Origin of the sequence: Pseudomonas sp. JY-Q, from assembly GCF_001655295.1 — a bacterium.
Lineage (GTDB): Bacteria > Pseudomonadota > Gammaproteobacteria > Pseudomonadales > Pseudomonadaceae > Aquipseudomonas > Aquipseudomonas alloputida.
Genome location: NZ_CP011525.1, coordinates 2,848,842 through 2,867,804 on the forward strand (window position 1 = coordinate 2,848,842; position 18,963 = coordinate 2,867,804).

Sequence of the window (18,963 nt, forward strand, 5' to 3'; positions counted from 1 at the left end):
GTTTACCAGGCCTGGCCGAGGTGTTTACGTTCAAGCCGCTGCACGAAAGCCTGCAGCACTCGCTGGTAAAGCGCGTTACCCAGCACGGCGTCTTCGGTGCCAGCATCGAGGTTGGGGTTGTCGTTGACTTCGATCACCAGTACGCGGTCGCCGGTCTGCTTCAGGTCCACACCGTACAGCCCTTGCCCGATCAGCCTGGCAGTGTCGACGGCCAGCTTTACGACTTCGGGCGGTGCCTGTTCCACCGGGACCGCGCGGCACAGGCCGTTGACTTCGCCGGCCTGGGCCTTGTGGTTGTAGATCTGCCAGTGGCCCTTGGACATGAAGTACTGGCAGGCGTACAGCGCCTCACCGTTGAGTACGCCGATACGCCAGTCGTATTCGGTGTAGCAGTACTCCTGGGCCAGCAACAGTACCGAGTGTTCGAAAAACTCCTGTGCCGCCGAGGCCAGTGCCTGGGCGTCGGCGACCTTGATCACGCCTTTCGAAAAGCAGCCGTCGGGAATCTTCAACACCAGCGGAAAACCGAGGCGCCGGCCCACAAGCTCGAGTTCCTGCGGGCGGTCCTTGTACAGGATTTCCGTGGCCGGTGCGCCGAGGTTGTGGCGTTTGAGCAGATCGGCGAGATACACCTTGTTGGTGCAGCGCAGGATGGAGGAGGGGTCGTCGATCACCACCAGGCCTTCGCTTTCGGCCTTTTTGGCAAAGCGATAGGTATGGTCGTCCACCCGCGTGGTCTCCCGAATGAACAAGGCGTCAAATTCGGCCAGGCGTGCATAGTCCTTCTTTTCGATCAGCTCTACATCGATGCCCAGCTGTTTGCCGTTTTCGATGAACTGCTCCAGCGCCTCAGGATTGGAAGGTGGCAGCGCCTCGGCCGGGTCATGCAGAATCGCCAGGTCGAACCGGGCCAGGCGTTTGGAGGCGGGCTGGCGCCACGTCCGGCGGTTGAAGGCATCCAGCGCGTCGGCAAACAAGTGCTGCTGCTCATCCCGCAGTTTGTGCAGCGCGCCGGCCTTGATCCCGTCGATCTGCCAGGTGTCACGCCTGCGAAACTCCACCAGCAAGACAGGGCAGGGGAACGACTCGAACAGCTGTCGGCCGATATCCTGAAGGGGTTCAATGGCGGTCCGCCCGAAATACAAGGTGAGGGTGAAGGCTTCGGTGCTGCCATAGGGGTGATCGGCCAGGGCTCGCTCCAGCGTGCGTTCCAGGTCATCCAGCCCCACGCCATAGAGTGCCTTGCGGGTAAGCTCGCTGATGGTTCGCACCGACGGGAACACCTTGTGGCCCCGTGCCTCGGCGAGCAGCGAGCAGTAGTAGCCTTGCCCCAGATACTTGTAGCTGCGGCACAGGTTGATTACCTGCGTACGCCTCGCAACGTCGTCGCTGTGTTCAAAGTAATCCTGGGCCAGCATCAGGCTCTCGCTGGGAAAGTAGCTGGCCCAGTCTTCCTTGCGCTCCACCACGATCAACAAGCGGTTACCGGCGCTCCGCTTACTGGGTGGCTCCTCGGAGAGGGTTATTGTGGAAACTTCGGTTTTGGCCAATACTTCGGCCACGTTGGCTTGCACCGCTGACATGAGTATTCGATCCCTGTTGAAGAAGACGCCCCTTCAATAAATCACGGGTTTCCCGACCTGTCCCGGTTCGTTACTCAAACATTACGGTGTTGCCATGGCTTTTGATTTTCGCTTTGCATCGGTGGCCGATATCGATGCGCTGGTTGCCCTGGAGCAGGACTGTTTCACCCTCGACCGCCTGAGCCCGCGTAATTTCAACTGGATGGTGCGACGCGCCAATGCCTGCCTTATTGTCGCTGAACAACAGGGCCATCTGGCCGGCTATGCGCTGCTGCTGTTCCATCGCGGCACGTCACTTTCCCGTCTGTATTCAATTGCCGTAAGCCCGGCCTGGCGCGGCCATGGGTTGGGCCAGCAGTTGCTGGAGCAGGCCCAGGCAAGTGCGCTAGAGCGTAATTGCGCATGGCTGCGTCTGGAGGTGCGCGCGGACAACCCTGCGGCCATCAGCTTGTACGAAAGCAATGGCTATCAACGCTTCGCTGTGGTTGAGAACTACTACGAAGACCACAGCCAGGCGCTGCGTTTCGAGAAGCGTATCCTGCGCAGTGCTCCGCCCCCTGCACGGCAAGTGCCGTACTACGCGCAAACGACCGAGTTCACCTGCGGAGCGGCCTGCCTTTTGATGGCCATGGCTGCGGTCGAACAAGGGCGGGCCATGCACCGCAGCGAGGAAATTCAACTGTGGCGGGAAGCGACCACCATCTTCATGACGGCAGGGCACGGCGGCTGCAGCCCGCAGGGGCTTGCACTGGCGGCTTGGCGCCGCGGGTTCGAGGTGTGCATGGTGGTCAGCCAGCCTGGATCGCTGTTCCTCGATGGGGTGCGCAGCGCGCAGAAAAAAGACGTAATGCAATTGGTCGAGGACGGCTTTGCCGGGGCGTTGGCCGAAACCGACGTGCATCAGGTGCTGGCGCCCGGCCTAGATGTGCGGTCAGCGTTGCAAGCCGGGTTCAGACCGGTGGTGCTGATTAGCAGCTACCGTTTCACTCGTCTGAAGGCCCCGCACTGGATCTTGGTCACGGGTTGCGATGACGAATTCGTGTACCTGCATGATCCTGATGTGGATCACAGCCGCCAAAAACGCATCCTGGACTGCCAGCATCTGCCAGTAAGCCATGCCGAATTTCAGCGCATGAGCAGTTTTGGCAGGCAGCGGGTTAGGGCCGCTGTGCTGTTGCGCGGGCGATAGAACGGCTGTGCAGGTGGGCACGTATGGCATGGGCATTGAGTGAACATGAATAGTGCTCCGGATGGGCTCACATGCCGGAGCACTTTGCGCTTCAAGCGTGAAGCAATGCCTCGAGCTGGCCCTTGCGGTCAAGACGGGCCAAGTCATCGAAGCCGCCGACATGCACCTTGCCAACAAATATCTGTGGGACGGTTCGGCGTTGGGATCGTTGCATCATTTCCGCCAGGTGCAGGGGTGACGCTTCAACGTTGATTTCGTCAGGGGTGATGCCCTTGCTCGACAGCAGTCGCTTGGCGCTCAGGCAGTATGGGCAGTGCGGGGTGGTATAGATAGTCACAGGGCTCATGGCGGTTACCCTCCTAGTTTGCCGATGGCGGAAAGTCGATATTGGTAGCGGCGATGTTGTTCAGGTAGTTGGTCAGGGTTAACAGCGTGACCTGTGCCACCACCTCCACGATCTTGCTATCAGTAAGCCCTGCCTCACGCGCGGCAGCGATCTGCTCGTCACTCAACTGGCCGCGCCTTGCCGTGATCTGCTGCGCCAGTGCGGCAACCGCGCTGAGTGTGCCGGCTCGGGCTTGGCTTACGGCCTCATCGCTCAAACCCGCCTTGCCGCCGAAGAAGGTGTGTGCAGCCAGGCAGTAGTCGCACCCGTTGATTTCCGAAGTGGCCAGGGCAACGACTTCACGCTCGGCGGCGCTCAGTGAGCTTTTACCCAACGCTTGGGCGAGGCCCAGGTAACCATTGAGCGCGACCGGAGCGTGCGCCAGGGTCTTGAATGCGTTGGGAATGAAGCCGAGACCTTTTTGAATGCCTTCGAGGGCTGCGCGCGAGCCAGTAGGGGCCTGGTCCAGCGAGAGAGCGGTAATTCGAGTCATGGTCGTTCTCCAATAGGTGTATTAACCGGCTTGTCTATCAAGCGTGGAGTCCATACTAGAGAGGCAGACTTTTCTTTCGGCTTCAGATCGTCGAAGTTATGCAACAGATCGTCTAAACCTGAGTGCGCTATGGACCGACTGTCGACCCTGCTTAAGCACTTCAACCTGCACGCTAGCGCGTTTCACCAGGGCGGGTTCTGTGGAACGACCCACCTTGGGCAACACAGTGTCGGCCACGCCCATCTGTTGCGCTCGGGGCGTCTGGCCTTCAAGGACAAGCGTGGCCAGCGTATCGAGTTGACCGAACCCACCCTGATTCTGGCGGTGCGCCCGCAGGAGCATCACTTGCTGGCCACCGACGCTGATGAAGCGGAGTTAGTGTGCGCCACCCTGCAGTTCGATGGCGGCGCCAACAATCCGCTGACCTTGGCTTTGCCGGACTTCATCATCAAGCCCCTTGGCGAATTGCACGGCCTTGATGGCACCCTTGACTGGCTGTTCGAAGAAGCCTTTGGAGATGAGTGTGGTCGTGATGTCATTCTCAATCGCTTGTTCGAGCTGATGATCATTCAGCTGCTTCGCCACCTGATCGCCAGCCGCAGCATCGCCTCGGGAATGATGGCGGGTCTGGCCAATGCTCAGCTGTCTCGCGCGCTTGTGGGGATCCACGATGAGCCGCAGCGCAATTGGTCGGTGGCGGAACTGGCGAATCTTTCGGGCATGTCGCGGGCAAGCTTCGCTTCGCACTTTCGCGAGATCGTGGGTATTACGCCTGCGGACTACCTGGCGAACTGGCGCATCAGTTTGACGCAAAAACGCCTTCGCGAAGGGCGCCCCATTGCCCTGATCGCCGATGAGGTCGGCTACGAAAGTCCTTCTGCGCTAGCCCGAACCTTTCGCCGCAAGGTGGGCGCGAGCCCGAAACAATGGCTGCAGCAGGGGACGGTGTGACGCCTGGTCGACCGACGTGTACGCCAGGCAATGAGCGAGGTCCTGCGCCCCATCGGGGTGGTTTATACGTTCTCCCGAAGAAAATCGATGAACGCCATCGTCCTTGCCGAGCGGCGCCGCTCACGGCTGAACACGGCGCTGACCGGCAGCGCGGTCGTCTGGTATTCGTCGAGCAGGCTACACACGCTACCCTGCTCGAAGTCTGCAGCAAACAGCCATTGGGGAGACAGGGAGATGCCCAGGCCACCGAGGACCAGTTCACGAATGGCCTCGCTGTTGTTGCTGGTGACGTTGCCTTTGATTGCAACCTCAAGTGCTTCGTCACGACGGGTGAAGTGCCAGCGGTCGTAATGCTCAAGCAAGGTGAAGGCGATGCAGTTGTGGCCTGCCAGTTCGGCGGGCTCGCGTGGCCGGCCATGGCGTTCGAGATAGGCCGGTGCAGCATAGACTCGCCGTGTGCTGGTGCCCAGGGGCACGGCCACCAGCCCCTCGCTCTTCACCACACCAATGCGGATGGCCAGGTCGATGTTTTCCATGAGCAGGTCTTCGTTGTAATCGTTCAGGCGCAGGTCGATCTGCACATCGGGGTGGCGCTGTAGAAAAGCCCCGATCAGGGGCGCTATGCACAGCCTCCCATAGCTGACCGGTGCGGCTATTCGCAGGGGGCCGGCGATCTGCTCCTGGCCGCTGGCGAAGCTGCGCGTGGCATGCTCTAGCTGGCTGAGAATCTCCTGGCAGTGGCTGTAGAAGCGTTGCCCTTGATCGGTGAGGGCGAGGTGCCGGGTGCTGCGGGCGAACACGGCTCCGCCCAGGTACTGCTCCAACGCACGGACCTGCTTGCTGACTGCCGGCTGCCCCATGTTCAGCTCCCGAGCCACTGCGGAAAACGAGCCACGCTCCACGACGCGCACGAAGATGCGCATGCTGTCGAACAGATCCATCGCTATTGGGCCTCTTTGGGGAATAAGTAATATCCAAATTTAGTTTCTTATCGGAATGAGGAAGGCGGTGCAACCTGTAAGCGTCCATTCATTCAGAGGTTTCCGTCATGAATCAGACCATGCTTGCCGCTATCGCCGAATCCGCCCAGACCCCGCTGGTCGTGCGCCACATCGCCCGCCCTGTGCCCGGTAAGGGGCAGGTTTTGGTGCGGATTCACGCCGCCGGGATCAACCCGCTCGACACCAAGATTGCGATCGGTGCGGGTGCTCACGCCCGCCAGGAGTTGCCGGCCGTGCTTGGCCTGGATCTCGCCGGGATGGTCGTCGAACTGGGCGAGGCGGTTGATGGTTTCACGCCTGGCCAGGAGGTCTTCGGCATGGCCGGCGGCATCGGCGGCGCCCAAGGCACCCTGGCCGAATACATCGCCGTGGATGCCAGGCTGATTGCATCAAAGCCGCATGCACTCGGCATGCGTGAGGCTGCCGCGCTGCCGTTGGTATTCATCACCGCCTGGGAAGGTTTGGTAGATCACGCCAATGTTCGTAGTGGTCAGCGTGTGTTGATCCATGGCGGCGCAGGTGGCGTCGGCCAAGTTGCGGTGCAATTGGCCAAGGCTCGCGGTGCCGAGGTCTACGCCACCGGTTCGGCGGGCAATCTCGACTTCATTCGCGCGCTGGGGGCCACGGCGATTGACTATCAAACGCAGCGTGTAGAGGCCTATGTCGAACAATTTACGGCTGGGGAGGGTTTCGACATCGTTTATGACACCGTCGGCGGCAGCACGTTGGACGCGTCATTCAAGGCAGTAAAGCCGTATACCGGGCACGTACTCAGCTGCCTCGGTTGGGGCCAGCACAGCCTCGCGCCTTTATCCTTCAAAAGTGCCACCTACTCGGGCGTATTTACCCTGGCACCGCTGCTAACCGGCAAGGGACGCGAACACCATGGAAGTATCCTGCGCGAGGCTGCCGTTCTGGCCAATGCCGGGCAACTGGCGATCCGGGTGGACCCGCAACAGTTTGCATTGGATGAGGTCAACGACGCATTCCGACAGGTTGCGGAAGGTCGCGGCAGGGGCAAGACGGTTATCCAGTTGGTAAGTGAATAGTCTCCCGAGCTTTATTAATCAGCAATTACCTGCCAGAAATGCCCGTTTCCAGCCTTGGCTGGCCTTCACAAACAACTGCCAAAGGGGGACATGGCAAGTGATCATGAAAGTTGTTCCTTGATATGAGGGGCTTTGTTCCAGGCGTTGCCGGCGGCCGGTCAAGCTGGCCGCAATCGAAGTGGTGACTTCGTCGCTACTGTCGGGAGGAAAGGGTGTGCCAGAAAAATCGATCATTCACGCGTGGTTATACCGGCATGAAGCAGCGCCGCGATAATGAAAGGCGCCTTTTTCTCTAGATACTCAGCCATCCCACCCGTATTGCTCGACTCCAACTGAAGCTTCAGCGTTTCATACTGTTGGCGGATCGAGGCATCGCGCCTGAGCAAATCTCTGAACCCCAGCATCTGAGTGATCGTCAGGTGGTCGCGGGTACAAACATGGAGCTTGTGCGTACGAATCCCATCCACATTGCGCCGGTAGAAATGATGGCCCTCTGACAGATCACTTCCCCGTACATACCCCAAAGCCATCAACACCTCGTCCCGCGTCGAGGTATTGCGATGCGCGTGAACCTCAATGAGCACATCGAGTTCGGGCTTCGCCGCCAGCCCTGGGACAGACGTGCTTCCAACGTGGTGGATAGCAATCAGTTCAGCGTCGAATGCCGAGGCAATGAGTGGCTTGTCTGTCAGGAAGCGGGCGGGCCATGTGGGATCGTAGGGGGTAATCTTGCTGGTCAGTGCCATGTCCGTTCCTTGGCGATAAATCCTCGAGGCGCCGGATTGTCCATCAAGGCGTGTGCTTTTGCCACTCACTTACAGGTCAATCACTGTCGCCGATATGTGTATTCGGAATCCGGGCGATTCAAGCTTCAACACCTGCATATCGATAGACCGTCGCACTCCAATACTGGCTGCCGTTACGCGTTTGATGTTTCCATCCGTCTGCCATCAGGTGTTTGGAGATCATCCGATTCATGAAACCGTGACCGAACAACGGCTGTGACTCGTTTTGGCTGGCCGTGGCGCATCAGGATTATTTCCCCGCTCACAGCAGGCTGCCTTTTTCAAACCCGCCATGATCACGGTACCACGCCACGGTGTCGGCGATTGTCAGCTCGAGTGCCCGGAAACTCAGCCCAAGCTCCTGTTCACTCTTGCGCTGGTCGAAACGGGTGCGGTCCTGCTCTCGAACCAGTAGACGCAACGTGGCCATGCTCAGCAGAATGGGTCTGCCGGTCAGGCGCGCATAGATCTCCTGAACAGCCGCCAAGGTGTATAGAAAGGGCAGCGGTATTTGTCGGGCGGGTGTCTTGACGCCCGCCATGCGTCCTAAAACAGGCATCAGTTCGCGCATTGTCATATGTCGACCCGCCGCGAGATAGCGCTCACCTCGGCGTCCATGTCTGGCTGCGGCAATGTGTGCCAATGCCACATCGCGGGCATCGACAATGGAAAAACTGCCAGGGATCAACCCGGGCAACTTGCCCTGTACCACATCGTTGACCAGTTGCCCCGACGAGGTTGGGCCAATGTCGCCAGGCTCCCACATCCAGCCAGGCAGGACCATACAGGCATGCATCTGGGGGTGGCTCTCAAGGAACGACAACACGACACGGTCAGCGAGGATCTTGCTGCGGTAGTAGTCATCTGCGTCGGCGTCGGCCCTCAGGCAGTTCTCCTCGATGGGGGGAAGCAAGGAAACACTGACCGCCGTGGTAAGCGTCACGCCTGGAAATTGCCCGAGTTCGGCATGTCCATCTACGGCGCTACCAAAGCCTTCGTGCTGTTTCTGTCACAGGGGCTGAGTCAGGAGCTGTCACCCAAGGGCGTGTACGTGCAAGCGGTGCTGCCAGCCGCGACCCGTACCGAGATCTGGGCGCGTGCCGGCATTGACGTCAACACACTCCCGGAGGTGATGGAGGTCGGTGAGCTGGTCGATGCCGCACTTGTCGGTTTCGACCGTCGCGAGTTGGTAACCATCCCGCCACTTCATGTTGGCGAGCGCTGGGATGCACTGGAAGGTGCACGTCAAGGGCTGATGTCTGACATTCGACAAACCCACGCGGCTGAACGATATCAGCGGCCACTGAACGCGTGATTGTGTACGAATGATCGAATCCGCGGCCTCCGCTTCCCTATGAAACCAAGGCGACCAAGTCACACGTTGTGCTTGGCCGCCCGATGACTTTAGATTTAAAGTCAACTTTAAGGTCAATAGGTTTTTCAGGGTGAGGTATGAGAATAGGCGAACTGGCAAAAATCAGTGGGCTGGCTCCGTCACGCATCCGTTTCTATGAAGCCAGTGGCTTGATCAGCGCCGTCGAGCGCAAGGCCAATGGATACCGGGACTATGCGCCTGATACCGAATGGGTGCTGCAACTCATAACCAGCGCACAGGCAGCAGGTTTTTCTTTGGAGGAGATCCGGCAGTTGATGCCGATGGACGCCAGTGGCTGGCGGCACGCCGAGTTGCTCACTGGGCTCAAGCAAAAGGTTGAGGAAATCAGTGCGCTGGAGGAACGGCTGGCACAAAACAAAGCGCAACTTCTGCTCGTCATCGAAGGCATCGAGGGTAAGCCCGAAGGCATGGCGTGTGCGGACAATGCGCAAATGCTGATAAATCGTTTGCGTGAAGAAGGGGTTGGTCAAGCGTCCGGCAAGCGTGCGGTAACGTCTTCAACGAGAAAAAACACCCGCCAGGCTTCCGGGGCCTGACAGGCGCAAAAGGTCTCAGCGCTCGCCAATCAGGCCGGCGAGCGGTTTGGGTGCATAGAGCGCACTCTGAAACGCTGGCACGTATTCGTACTTCATCATTTTCCCCAACTTCAGGGTGCGGAGGTAATTCGACAGAGCGCCGTCGCCTAGTGTGAGGGTGGCTGAATCTGCGTCGCGGCTCGAGCCGTGACGCAGTTGGCGGGAAACCGCATAACCGTATGCCAACTGGCCCTGATGATCGAGATTGGTGAAGCTGCTGGTGACGATATCGACTTCGCGAGAGAGCTTGTCGAGTTTCTTCGCTTTGAAGGACACGTCGACTTTTCCGGTCTGGCTGTCGGTGATGTCATAGACCACAGACTGGGCATCTTCTTTGCGGTCGATACCGGTCAGCCATTTAGGCAGGTTGTAACCGACGACACCACGCACCCGTGCAAGCTCGGTGTTGACCGGCAGCTTGAGCACATAGCCCCAGAAGTCGCCGGACATCGACTGGCCAATCAGTGTGAACGGACCCAGATTGGCTTTGCCTGGCGTGTTGGTAATGATCGACACGGCCACTTCGTTATAGGCGTCGTTATCACAATGCTCATAGGTGTATGCAGTAAACGCAACCAAGCCCCGGCCTGGCCAGACTTGCAGGGGGGATGCGGTTGCTAGTAATTCCGGCGGCATCAATGCCCGAAGTGCGTTCAAGTCGGCCGTGTAGACAGCCGTTACCCGACTGTTCTGGTAGTAGAAGTTCGGGGAGTATGACTCGAAGCCGATGTCGACCTTGTGCTTTTCCAGTCCTTTGAACCAGCTCAAATCAACACCCGGCAGCTCTGCTGCAATCACCGACAAGGGCGGGTTCGAGCGATAACGGTCGTACAGGCCGCCTTTGACGACCGGCACTGGGTGGCCTGCGATTTCGATTGTGCTGGTTTCAGTCGGCGTGAGCATTTCAGGCGTCCCCGCCAACCCTTGGTTGGCAATTGAGCTGAACAGCAATCCTGTTAATACGGTGCGTGCGAGTTTCAATCGGTCTTACTCCGCGGGTGGGAACTGCTTGAGGGGTCAGCGAGCGACGTTGTTGCCAGAGAGCACTGCCACCACGGCTTCAGCTACGGCTTTGGGTGATTGAGGGTTTTGGCCGGTGACAAGCCTTCCATCCGTGATGGCAAATGACGTGAAGGGCAGCCAGCCTTTGCGGTACCGAGCCCCCTGACTCACCAACTTGTCCTCAAGGACGAAGGGCACCTGGCTTTTCATGCCGGAGAACAGCTCTTCGCGATCAGAGAAGCCGGTGATGTTCTTGCCCTTGATGATCAACTGGCCCTTTTCATCCTTCAGATCCAGCAGGCCCGCTACGCCATGGCAGACGGCCGAGACGATGCCACCCTGGTTGTAGATGGTTTCGGCGACACGTCGCAGGTCGGGATTATTGGGGAAGTCCCACATCACGCCATGGCCCCCGGTGAAGTAGATGACGCCGAACTGGGACGGATCGATATCGGCGATCGGCAGCGTGTTTTGCAAGCGAGTGCGAAAGGCCGGGGACTGCAAATGCTCACGCGCGGCTTTGTCCATGTAGAGCCAACCGAGACTGCGCTCGTCCAGTGGCACCGCACCGCCTTTGGGACTGGCAAAAACTGTGCTGTAGCCAGCCGCCTCCACCACATCGGTGAAATGCGTCAGCTCAGTAAGCCACAACCCCGTGGAATCGGTGCGTGAGGGATATCTGGCGTGATTGGTCAGAATCACCAGCATTTGGCGATTCTTGGCAGTCATTGTGGAAGCGGCGGTGCCAGCAGTTGAAAATGTCATGAAAGCGCTACCTATCAGTACCAACGCATAAGAAACAACGGTCTTGAGCATCACCCGAGTTCCATTACTCAAGCAGGTCAGCGCATGCTCACCTTAAACCTCGCTTTAAGGTCAATCCCCAATGCTGCAAATAATTTCCGACGCATCTGGCGCTGGGGTTTGATTCGCGCTCGAGCTGTTCACCCGGTGCTGCCAAGACTTCGATTGAACACCCCACTCGGTTGTCGGGCGCCCATCGGGTGACACACTTGCCAGGTGCTGGCGCGTTGAAAATCGACTGACCTTGAAAAAGGTATTGACCTTAAAGTCGACTTCAAACTTAAGGTGGCCGCATATCCAGTTGAGGACTGCTCCATGAATGTGTTCGACACCCTGATGCTTCCCAACGGTTCGACCGTCAAGAACCGAATCGCCAAAGCCGCCATGGAAGAGAACATGGCGGATGCCGACCAGGCGCCTTCCGAAGCACTCATGCGTCTCTATCAAGCGTGGGCCGACGGTGGTGCCGGCCTGATTATCACCGGCAATGTGATGGTCGACGGCCGCGCCATGACCGGACCGGGTGGTGTGGTGTTACAGGACGATCAGCAACTGGACAAGTTCAAGCGCTGGGCGCGTATTGGTCGATCCGGCGGCGCGCAGTTCTGGTTGCAAATTAACCACCCAGGGCGGCAGATGCAGTCCAATCTTGGGCAAAAAACCTGGGCACCGTCAGCCGTGCCGCTGGAACTGGGCACAATGTCCAAGCGTTTTGCCACGCCTCACGCGATGCCCCCCGGCGTGATCGAAGAAGTTATTCAGCGCTTTGCGAACACCGCACGCCTGGGCGAACAAGCCGGATTCACAGGTGTGGAGATCCACGCGGCCCACGGCTATTTGTTGAGCCAGTTCCTTTCGCCGTTGACCAACCAAAGGAAGGACGAGTAGGGTGGCTCTCTGGAAAATCGGGCGCGTCTGTTGCTCGAAATCGTCAAGGCGGTCAGGGCCGTGGTTTCTGTGGATTTTGCAGTGGCGGTCAAACTCAACTCCGCCGATTTCCAGCGCGGAGGGTTCACCACCGAAGACGCGAAAAAGGTCGTTGAGTGGCTCAACGACCTGGGCGTAGACATGGTGGAGTTATCGGGAGGCAGCTACGAAGTACCCGCCATGCAGGGTGACGCGCGCGATGGTCGCACCCTGGCTCGCGAAGCTTATTTCGTCGAGTTCGCCCGTGATCTCCAAACCGTCGCCAAAATGCCGGTGATGGTCACTGGCGGTATACGTCGCCGCGCGGTGGCCGAAAGCGTCGTGCAGAGCGGTGTGGACATGGTGGGTATCGGCACGGCGTTAGCCATCGATCCGCACTTGCCTCGTGACTGGTTGCAGGGCAAAGACAACGCCCCTCAATTGCCGGCGATCACCTGGAAAAACAAAGCCATCGCATCCTTGGCAAACATGGCAGTAGTGAAGTTTCAACTGCGCAAACTCAGCCGGGCTAAAAAGCCTGATCCGAGCGTTTCGCCGTTGCGCGCGCTGATCGTGCAACAGCTCTTCATGGCTTATCGCACGCGCCAGTATCGAAAATGGATTGAAACGTCTGCGCATGACAAGGGCCTGGGAGACGCAAGATGACGATCGCTGTAGAGGGCTCGTTGGCTGTTTGGCAATGCGCCTGAAGCAGAAGTTTGGGACCGGCATTTTGTGACTTGTGGCCAGAATCGAGAGGAGGGCGGGATTTTTGATAATTGGGTCGTCCCGGCTAGCCTGGCTTCAGATGTCTTCGCAGAGATCCAGACGTTGGTAGATGGCCAAGCAGACGGGGAGGTGGCGTTTCCCGGTAGCGGATATGTTCGCGTGTCCCCCGTTGTCAGCTTCTGCGCGGCTGAAGGGTCATGACCCATGCGCGTAGCTAAACGATGTGCTGACGCGGCTGCCGACGCAGTGAGCCAGTGAGACCGAGCAACTGCTTCCGCATCTGCGGATGGCTGACTGATCTGTGCAAGGTGTGTACGCTGGCCGCTTACTCTTTAGCACTCCATTCGAGATATCCATATGACACCCAATCCGACAACCGATAACGCATTACGCGTTGCGTTGGTGACAGGATCAACGTCCGGTATCGGTGCAGCCATTGCACGTGTCCTTAGCCGGGCAGGCTATGCGGTGGTGCTCCATTCGCGAAATTCTGCGGATACGGGACGCGCGATGGTTGCCGAAATGAAGCAGGCTATTTACATGCAAGCTGATCTTGCTGTCGAAGCTGACAGGGTCAGGCTTGTTAACGAGGCTATCGCCGCGTGGGGGCAGCTCGACGTACTGGTCAATAACGCCGGTATTAGCAGAGTCATTGCGCACGGCGACCTTGCCGCTGCCAGTTCGACGGTGTGGCACGAGCTTAACGAGGTTAATGTCGTGGCACCGTTCCATCTGGTTGCTTTGGCCGAGTCGGCACTGCGCGATGCCGCCCGTTACCGTCGAGCAGGTTGCGTCGTAAACATCAGTTCGCATGCCGGTACCCGTCCTAAGGGCGCATCGATTCCCTATGCGGTAAGCAAAGCTGCGCTAAATCACATGACCCGCTTGCTCGCGCTATCGCTGGGGCCAGACATTCGCGTAAACGCTGTGGCGCCTGGCTTGGTCGACACGCCTCTGACCGCAGAGTGGACAGAGGCCCAAGAGTTGTGGCGAACTCGCGCACCCATGCGCAGGGCCGCCAGCCCAGACGACATCGCAAAAGCTGTTGTCATGCTGGTCGAGTCGGACTACTTGACCGGCGAGATACTCCTTTCAGACGGTGGGTTGAATCTGACTTAGGTTTAGCGTGTTCCGGTGGAGCAGAAGAGAAGAAGGCCATATGGGGCGCTTGCTGGCCCACATGCCTGTTTACGGGCCAGCAAGCGGCGGGATTCACGCCCTGATCGCCTCAAGTAGCCCTACGATGCCGAAGATGCTCAGCCTTGGCGCCACGATCTCGACGATCAGAAGGTTAGACAATCGCAGGCGTTTTCACACAGCCTGGACCCAAAGCAGCCCTTCACGAAGGACTTCTAACGACCGATTGCAATCGGTCGCGTACGCCTGCAATCGATCAAAGATATCTACTCATTCGCGGGTTTGTGGGGCGGGTAAAAGTCAGACGCCTTGAAGGTCGATGACTCAGTGCTTGTAGAGTAACGCTTCAACTACAACGCCAAACGCTGACGAATGTTCTCGGCGATTGGGGTAGTAGAGATGGTAACCGGCAAAGGGTTGGCACCAATCTTCCAATACCCGCACAAGGCTACCGTCCGCTAGCTCCTTCGCCACCATGTCCTCCGGCAGGAACCCCAAGCCACATCCCGCCACGGCCGCACGCAGGATCGGCAGGCTGCTGTTGAACGTCCATTGTCCTTCGACACGGGCCTTCAGTTCGTGACCATCCTTCTCAAAATCCCACTGCATCAGGCTGCCATGAGTGGGTAGGCGTAGATTGATGCAATTTTGCGCGGCCAGATCACCGGGCTCCTTCGGCACCGGCCGCTGTTTGAAATACTCGGGTGAGCCCACGACCGCGATGCGCAAGGGTGGGCCGATAGGAACGGCGATCATGTCCTTAGCCACCTGATCTCCCAAACGTACTCCGGCGTCATAGCGTTGCGCGACGATGTCGGAGAGGGCGTAGTCGACTGTGATTTCGACTTTGATGTCCGGATAGTCGGGTAGCACCTTCAATAGCTTGGGCCACAGAATATTGTTGGCGGCATGTTCGGATGCTTGAATCCGCACATTGCCTGCTGGGGTGTCACGAAACTCGCTGACCGCAGCCAGTTCGAGTTCAATTTCATCGAACCTCGGCGCCATCGATTGATACAGCCGCTGACCCGCCTCGGTGGGCGACACGCTGCGGGTGGTACGTGTCAGCAGGCGGACGCCCAATCGGCTTTCCAGCGCGCGCATGGTGTGGCTCAGCGCTGACTGCGAGACGCCAAGCTGAGCGGCCGCGCGGGTGAAACTGCCTTCGCGAGTGATGACCACGAAGGCTTGCAGGTCGTTTAGATTGGCGCGTGACATTGATGAGAACCTCTCATGAGGGGCGCGGGATTAATCCATGAAAGCAGGTTACACACGGAAGCGCGACCCCAAGAGCGGTAATTACAAGGTGCGGGCGTAAAACGCGGTCAGTTTGCCAATTGCGGCATCGACATAACGCGGCACCCAATAGGTTTCGATGTGCGTCGCGCCGTCGAGGATAAACACTTCCTTGTCGGTGGTGCCGGTGGCTTTGGGCAAGGCGTCCTGCGTCATGTACAGGCTATCGGCTTTGCTGCCCGCGATCATCAGCAACGGTTGGTTGATCAGCTCGATATGGTCAGTGGCGTCGAAACGCATCAAGTCGATCAGGCTGCTGGTGGTGTATTTGAAGGTCGAGTTCGGGTGCGCGTGGGTCTTCCAGTAGTATTCATAACCTTGGCGATACAGCTCGAACGGCAGTTTGGCAATCTGCTCGTCGGTGAGGTTGGCATCGCCCGAGTACAGCACCGCGCCGCCGGCCGCTTCTTGCGCGCGGGCTGCTGACGCCTGTTGCAGGCGTTGCTGAATGCTGTCCAGTTGCGAGTCGTTGTAGCCGTTGCGACGTACCCGGCCCGAATTGAACATGCTCACGGTTGCCAGCGATTTGAAGCGTTTGTCGGTTTGCGCTGCCGCCAACGAATAACCACCGCCACCACAGATGCCGAGCAGGCCCAGACGCTTGTCATCGACGCCGGCAAATTGGCTGATGAAGTCGGCCATGCCGTGAATGTCTTCGATGCGATACGCCGGTTTATCGATGCTGCGCGGCTGACCACCGCTGGCACCCTGATAAGCCGCATCGGCCGTGATGGTGATGTAGCCCTGTTCGGCCAGGCGTTGGGCATACAGACCGGCGACTTGTTCTTTCACGCCGCCATTGGGGTGGGCAACGACCACGGTCGGGTAGGTCTTCTTCGCATCGTAGTTGGCTGGCGTGTAAACGTTGGCGGCGATGTCCAGACCATTGAGTTTGTAGCTGACCGGGTGGATGTTGACCTTGCCCGGTTCGTTCTTGCTGATCGCGCCGTCGTAGGAGAGGGTGAACGGGTTCTTTTTGTAATCGGCGGCCAAGGCTTCGCCCGCCGAGAGGCCGACCAATGCCGACATGAGCGTGGCTTTGAGAGTGTTTTTCACGTGAAGCTCCTGAGCAATCAAAAGGGCGGCAGTTGCAGATGTGTTTGGGTCAGTCCAGCTGTTTATCTCTGAGGAATTGCGCGACCAGGTCAGCGATCTGCACGTTGTTCAGATCCGACATGGGGAAGTGGGTATTGCCGTGAATGCCGATCTCCGGCAGGTGGATCAGTCTCACATCACCGCCGTGGCGATTGACCGCGTCACGCCAGAGCCGGGCCATTTTCAGGCGTGCGCGCCAACTGTCCTGAGCGGGCAGGTCGACCGCCTGCTCCGGGATGTTGTCGCCGTAAAGGATCAGGATCGGAATGCGAGTGAGGGCCATGAATTGCTCCATCGGCACCGCCGCGCCTTGCACCGTGTCGAACGCGCTGGGAATCGGCGCAGGCACTTCACCATCTGCAAACACGAAGCTGCTTCCCGGCTCGAACGCCACGATGGCCTTGACCTTGTCGTTCTTGATCGCCGTCAACCAGCCCGGCCCGCCACCTTGCGAGTGGGTGAATAAAATCCCTGGGCCGATTTTGTCGAAAAGTGCTGACACGCCATCAGCGACCACGCCCATGTCGAACGGCCCGGTGTTCGGCGTCATCGCCCGGAAAAACTGCTCGCGGGTCTGGGCGTCCTGTGCCACTTGTACGCCCTTGAAGTAGTTGGGCCACAAGCCGATGCGGAACTGGTTGAACCACAGTTGTTCGTCAGGCACAGGCTTGATTGTGGTCTCGACCATGCTGCGCCCGGCATCGCCACGCCGGGGCTGATCAATCAGATAGACGCCGTAATGGCGGCGCAGAAAGATGTTCTGAAAGCCTTCGCGACCATCGGCGGTGGTTTCCCAGGTCTTGGAAAACTGACCCGCACCGTGCCACATGACGATGGGCAGCTTTCGCGCATCCACCGGGATTTGATAGAAGGCGTAGGCATGGTCACCATGGTAGGTCTGGCCGTTGGGCGTCATCGGTTGGTACGGGTTGAAGGTGCCCGGTGCAGTGGTCACCGTTCCGCCTGCGGCGAAGCTGCCTTGTTGTTGAATCAGCAACGGGCCATCGGGGTGGTTCGCGCAGGCCGCCAACAGGCTCAACAGCGTGATGCTCAGCAGGTACTTTGCAGATTTCATGTCATTTCCCCGACGCCGCGAGGGCCTGGGCCAACGCGGTGTTGGCGCGTTCAGCCGTCTGCGCGTCGCCGTGTTTTTTCAGCAGTTCCGTGACCTCGTGCAACTGTGCCGGGCTCAGACCGACGCGCAGGCTCGCCGCCATGTGCGAGCGTAGTTGCGGCTCGACCCCAGGCGTTGCCGCCAGGGCCCCGACGGTCGCCAGTTCGCGGCTTTGCCAGTCGAGGTTGTCACGCTCGAAGATGTCGCCGAACAGGTGGGTTTGCAGGAAACGGTTGATCACTGGCGCGAACTCGAACACCGGGCCTTTGACCGGGGCGCCGGAGATCCGGGTTTGATTCGCAGTGCCGGCGGCCAGCAACTCATCCCCGATCGGGGTCGGCCGGCTCGGCTCACGCCCCGGCGCGTCTTCGATACCGCGCTTTTTGCGCGCCTGCACCACGGTCATCAGCTCGTTCAAGGCGTTAAGGCTACGCGGGAAGCCCACATAGGCGTACAGCTGCACCAGAATTTCCCGGGTTTCGCTGATGGTCAGGCCGGCATCGAGCCCTTGATTGAGCGCGGTGTTGAGGTTGGGCATGTCGCTGGTCGCCATGAACGCGGCGATCAGAGGGATCGTTTGTTGTTGGCGCGACAAGGTGGCTGCGCTGGCGGGCTTGCTGGCCATGGTCTGCGATGCCTCGGTTGCTTGAGTGGTAACGCTGAACATCGCCCCGATGCCCAGACAAAGCGCCATGAGTGCGGGGAGGGTAGCGTTGTTGCGTGCGTCAATGGTCATCGTGAAAGGCTCCATCCATTGCAGGTCACCGGGGTGTCGCTGGATCGTACGGAGGATGGTTGTATCGATTAACCCCGAAATTGCGCATGGACTTCTGAGCAGAGCTCATGAGTCGACCTTGACCTTACCGCTGCAATTCCGGCGCGACCCCGCTGATGCGGGGCCTGCAGGGCGGATGACGGACTGCGATAAAGGTGCCGGGCGAGCAACTTCGACACATTCCGTAACTTCATTGGCCGGCGTATTGCGCCTCCGAGACCTGTTCTGCCCAGGTGACGGTGTTGCCGTCCTCGGCTTCAGCGATGGCGATGTGGGTCATGCCGTTGCTGGCCGTGGCGCCATGCCAGTGACGGGTGTGCGGCGGAATCCAGACAGTGTCGCCCGGCCGGATTTCCTGTCGCGGGCCGCCCTCTTGCTGCACGTAGCCGACGCCGGCGGTGACGATCAGCGTTTGCCCCAGCGGGTGGGTGTGCCACGCCGTGCGTGCGCCGGGCTCGAAGGTCACCGTGCCGCCGCCGATGCGCGCCGGCGCATCACCGTTGAACAGGCCATCAACGCGCACCGTGCCGGTAAAGTTTTGAGCAGCGCCCTTGACCGAGGGCTGCGAGCCGTTCGGCGTAACGCGGATTTCGCTGGCGGCCTGGGATTCTGCCGCCATGAATGACAAAGCAACGAGTGGTGCAATCAATCGGTTCATCGGGTCAACTCCGTTCAGACGCGAAAGTGGCGCCGCACGT

The 18,963-nt window shown here is 59.2% G+C and carries 20 protein-coding genes and 2 pseudogenes; 8 read left to right on the top strand and 14 right to left on the bottom strand.

Annotated features, from left to right (window positions below; all coding sequences use genetic code 11):
• Window positions 1-2: 2 nt before the first annotated feature.
• Complete coding sequence (locus tag AA098_RS12915) at window positions 3-1,583, bottom strand: RimK family protein (RefSeq protein ID WP_064614308.1); 1,581 nt, start codon at window positions 1,581-1,583, stop codon at window positions 3-5.
• 94 nt (window positions 1,584-1,677) lie between these two features.
• Here AA098_RS12915 and AA098_RS12920 point away from each other — a divergent pair, with 94 nt between their 5' ends.
• Entirely contained in the window at window positions 1,678-2,772 is a 1,095-nt protein-coding gene (locus tag AA098_RS12920; RefSeq protein ID WP_004576679.1) for a GNAT family N-acetyltransferase/peptidase C39 family protein, read from the top strand.
• A gap of 91 nt (window positions 2,773-2,863) precedes the next feature.
• On the opposite strand, the gene grxC is transcribed toward AA098_RS12920, so the two are convergent.
• Window positions 2,864-3,118 (bottom strand): glutaredoxin 3, encoded by a 255-nt coding sequence (gene grxC / locus AA098_RS12925; RefSeq protein ID WP_064614310.1) that lies wholly within the window; start codon window positions 3,116-3,118, stop codon window positions 2,864-2,866.
• 13 nt (window positions 3,119-3,131) lie between these two features.
• Window positions 3,132-3,650: a carboxymuconolactone decarboxylase family protein gene (locus tag AA098_RS12930; protein WP_060537945.1), complete on the bottom strand. Its 519-nt coding sequence runs from the start codon at window positions 3,648-3,650 to the stop codon at window positions 3,132-3,134.
• Between the two features lie 129 nt (window positions 3,651-3,779).
• Here AA098_RS12930 and AA098_RS12935 point away from each other — a divergent pair, with 129 nt between their 5' ends.
• Window positions 3,780-4,601, top strand: coding sequence for an AraC family transcriptional regulator (locus AA098_RS12935; RefSeq protein ID WP_064614312.1), 822 nt, complete (start codon window positions 3,780-3,782; stop codon window positions 4,599-4,601).
• A gap of 62 nt (window positions 4,602-4,663) precedes the next feature.
• Here the strand turns inward: AA098_RS12935 and AA098_RS12940 are convergent, their stop codons facing one another.
• Complete coding sequence (locus AA098_RS12940) at window positions 4,664-5,542, bottom strand: LysR family transcriptional regulator (RefSeq protein WP_054888815.1); 879 nt, start codon at window positions 5,540-5,542, stop codon at window positions 4,664-4,666.
• Window positions 5,543-5,649: 107 nt separating this feature from the next.
• Here AA098_RS12940 and AA098_RS12945 point away from each other — a divergent pair, with 107 nt between their 5' ends.
• The gene (locus tag AA098_RS12945; protein WP_064614314.1) at window positions 5,650-6,651 is read left to right on the top strand and encodes a zinc-dependent alcohol dehydrogenase family protein; all 1,002 of its coding nucleotides are present in this window, start codon (window positions 5,650-5,652) and stop codon (window positions 6,649-6,651) included.
• Between the two features lie 230 nt (window positions 6,652-6,881).
• Here AA098_RS12945 and AA098_RS12950 read toward each other — a convergent pair whose 3' ends face one another.
• The 3 genes and pseudogenes from AA098_RS12950 to AA098_RS30195 form a co-directional block, all read right to left on the bottom strand.
• The gene (locus AA098_RS12950) at window positions 6,882-7,397 is read right to left on the bottom strand and encodes a GrpB family protein (RefSeq protein WP_019438508.1); all 516 of its coding nucleotides are present in this window, start codon (window positions 7,395-7,397) and stop codon (window positions 6,882-6,884) included.
• A 118-nt stretch (window positions 7,398-7,515) separates the two neighbouring features.
• Window positions 7,516-7,647, bottom strand: a pseudogene (locus tag AA098_RS29770) (histidine phosphatase family protein); the annotation flags it as partial.
• 51 nt (window positions 7,648-7,698) lie between these two features.
• Complete coding sequence (locus AA098_RS30195) at window positions 7,699-8,007, bottom strand: hypothetical protein (RefSeq protein ID WP_371914695.1); 309 nt, start codon at window positions 8,005-8,007, stop codon at window positions 7,699-7,701.
• 6 nt (window positions 8,008-8,013) lie between these two features.
• On the opposite strand from AA098_RS30195, the gene AA098_RS30200 reads away from it, so the two are divergent.
• Together AA098_RS30200 and AA098_RS12965 are read left to right on the top strand one after the other, a co-directional pair.
• Window positions 8,014-8,751 (top strand): SDR family NAD(P)-dependent oxidoreductase, encoded by a 738-nt coding sequence (locus AA098_RS30200; protein WP_371914696.1) that lies wholly within the window; start codon window positions 8,014-8,016, stop codon window positions 8,749-8,751.
• 137 nt (window positions 8,752-8,888) lie between these two features.
• On the top strand, window positions 8,889-9,368 hold the full coding sequence (locus tag AA098_RS12965) for a MerR family transcriptional regulator (protein WP_054888816.1): 480 nt from the start codon (window positions 8,889-8,891) through the stop codon (window positions 9,366-9,368).
• 15 nt (window positions 9,369-9,383) lie between these two features.
• Here the strand turns inward: AA098_RS12965 and AA098_RS12970 are convergent, their stop codons facing one another.
• Together AA098_RS12970 and AA098_RS12975 are read right to left on the bottom strand one after the other, a co-directional pair.
• The gene (locus AA098_RS12970) at window positions 9,384-10,310 is read right to left on the bottom strand and encodes a hypothetical protein (protein WP_064615192.1); all 927 of its coding nucleotides are present in this window, start codon (window positions 10,308-10,310) and stop codon (window positions 9,384-9,386) included.
• A gap of 114 nt (window positions 10,311-10,424) precedes the next feature.
• Window positions 10,425-11,228, bottom strand: coding sequence for a type 1 glutamine amidotransferase domain-containing protein (locus AA098_RS12975; RefSeq protein ID WP_054888817.1), 804 nt, complete (start codon window positions 11,226-11,228; stop codon window positions 10,425-10,427).
• Between the two features lie 300 nt (window positions 11,229-11,528).
• Here AA098_RS12975 and AA098_RS12980 point away from each other — a divergent pair.
• The 3 genes and pseudogenes from AA098_RS12980 to AA098_RS12985 all read left to right on the top strand — a co-directional run bounded on the left by AA098_RS12980 (window position 11,529) and on the right by AA098_RS12985 (window position 13,967).
• Window positions 11,529-12,785 (top strand): annotated as a pseudogene (locus AA098_RS12980) (NADH:flavin oxidoreductase/NADH oxidase family protein).
• A gap of 69 nt (window positions 12,786-12,854) precedes the next feature.
• The gene (locus AA098_RS30205) at window positions 12,855-13,049 is read left to right on the top strand and encodes a DUF6196 family protein (RefSeq protein WP_346641559.1); all 195 of its coding nucleotides are present in this window, start codon (window positions 12,855-12,857) and stop codon (window positions 13,047-13,049) included.
• A gap of 156 nt (window positions 13,050-13,205) precedes the next feature.
• A complete protein-coding gene (locus tag AA098_RS12985) occupies window positions 13,206-13,967 on the top strand; it encodes an SDR family NAD(P)-dependent oxidoreductase (protein WP_082916892.1) in 762 nt (253 codons plus the stop codon).
• 342 nt (window positions 13,968-14,309) lie between these two features.
• Here AA098_RS12985 and AA098_RS12990 read toward each other — a convergent pair whose 3' ends face one another.
• From AA098_RS12990 to AA098_RS13010, 5 genes are all read right to left on the bottom strand, one after another.
• Window positions 14,310-15,203, bottom strand: coding sequence for a LysR family transcriptional regulator (locus AA098_RS12990; RefSeq protein ID WP_003248221.1), 894 nt, complete (start codon window positions 15,201-15,203; stop codon window positions 14,310-14,312).
• Window positions 15,204-15,284: 81 nt separating this feature from the next.
• The gene (locus AA098_RS12995; protein WP_054888819.1) at window positions 15,285-16,337 is read right to left on the bottom strand and encodes an alpha/beta hydrolase; all 1,053 of its coding nucleotides are present in this window, start codon (window positions 16,335-16,337) and stop codon (window positions 15,285-15,287) included.
• 49 nt (window positions 16,338-16,386) lie between these two features.
• Window positions 16,387-17,331, bottom strand: a complete 945-nt coding sequence (locus AA098_RS13000; RefSeq protein WP_177342694.1) for an alpha/beta fold hydrolase — start codon at window positions 17,329-17,331, stop codon at window positions 16,387-16,389.
• A gap of 121 nt (window positions 17,332-17,452) precedes the next feature.
• Complete coding sequence (locus AA098_RS13005; RefSeq protein ID WP_064614320.1) at window positions 17,453-18,226, bottom strand: carboxymuconolactone decarboxylase family protein; 774 nt, start codon at window positions 18,224-18,226, stop codon at window positions 17,453-17,455.
• Between the two features lie 229 nt (window positions 18,227-18,455).
• Window positions 18,456-18,923, bottom strand: coding sequence for a cupin domain-containing protein (locus AA098_RS13010; RefSeq protein ID WP_003248227.1), 468 nt, complete (start codon window positions 18,921-18,923; stop codon window positions 18,456-18,458).
• Window positions 18,924-18,963: the final 40 nt, after the last annotated feature.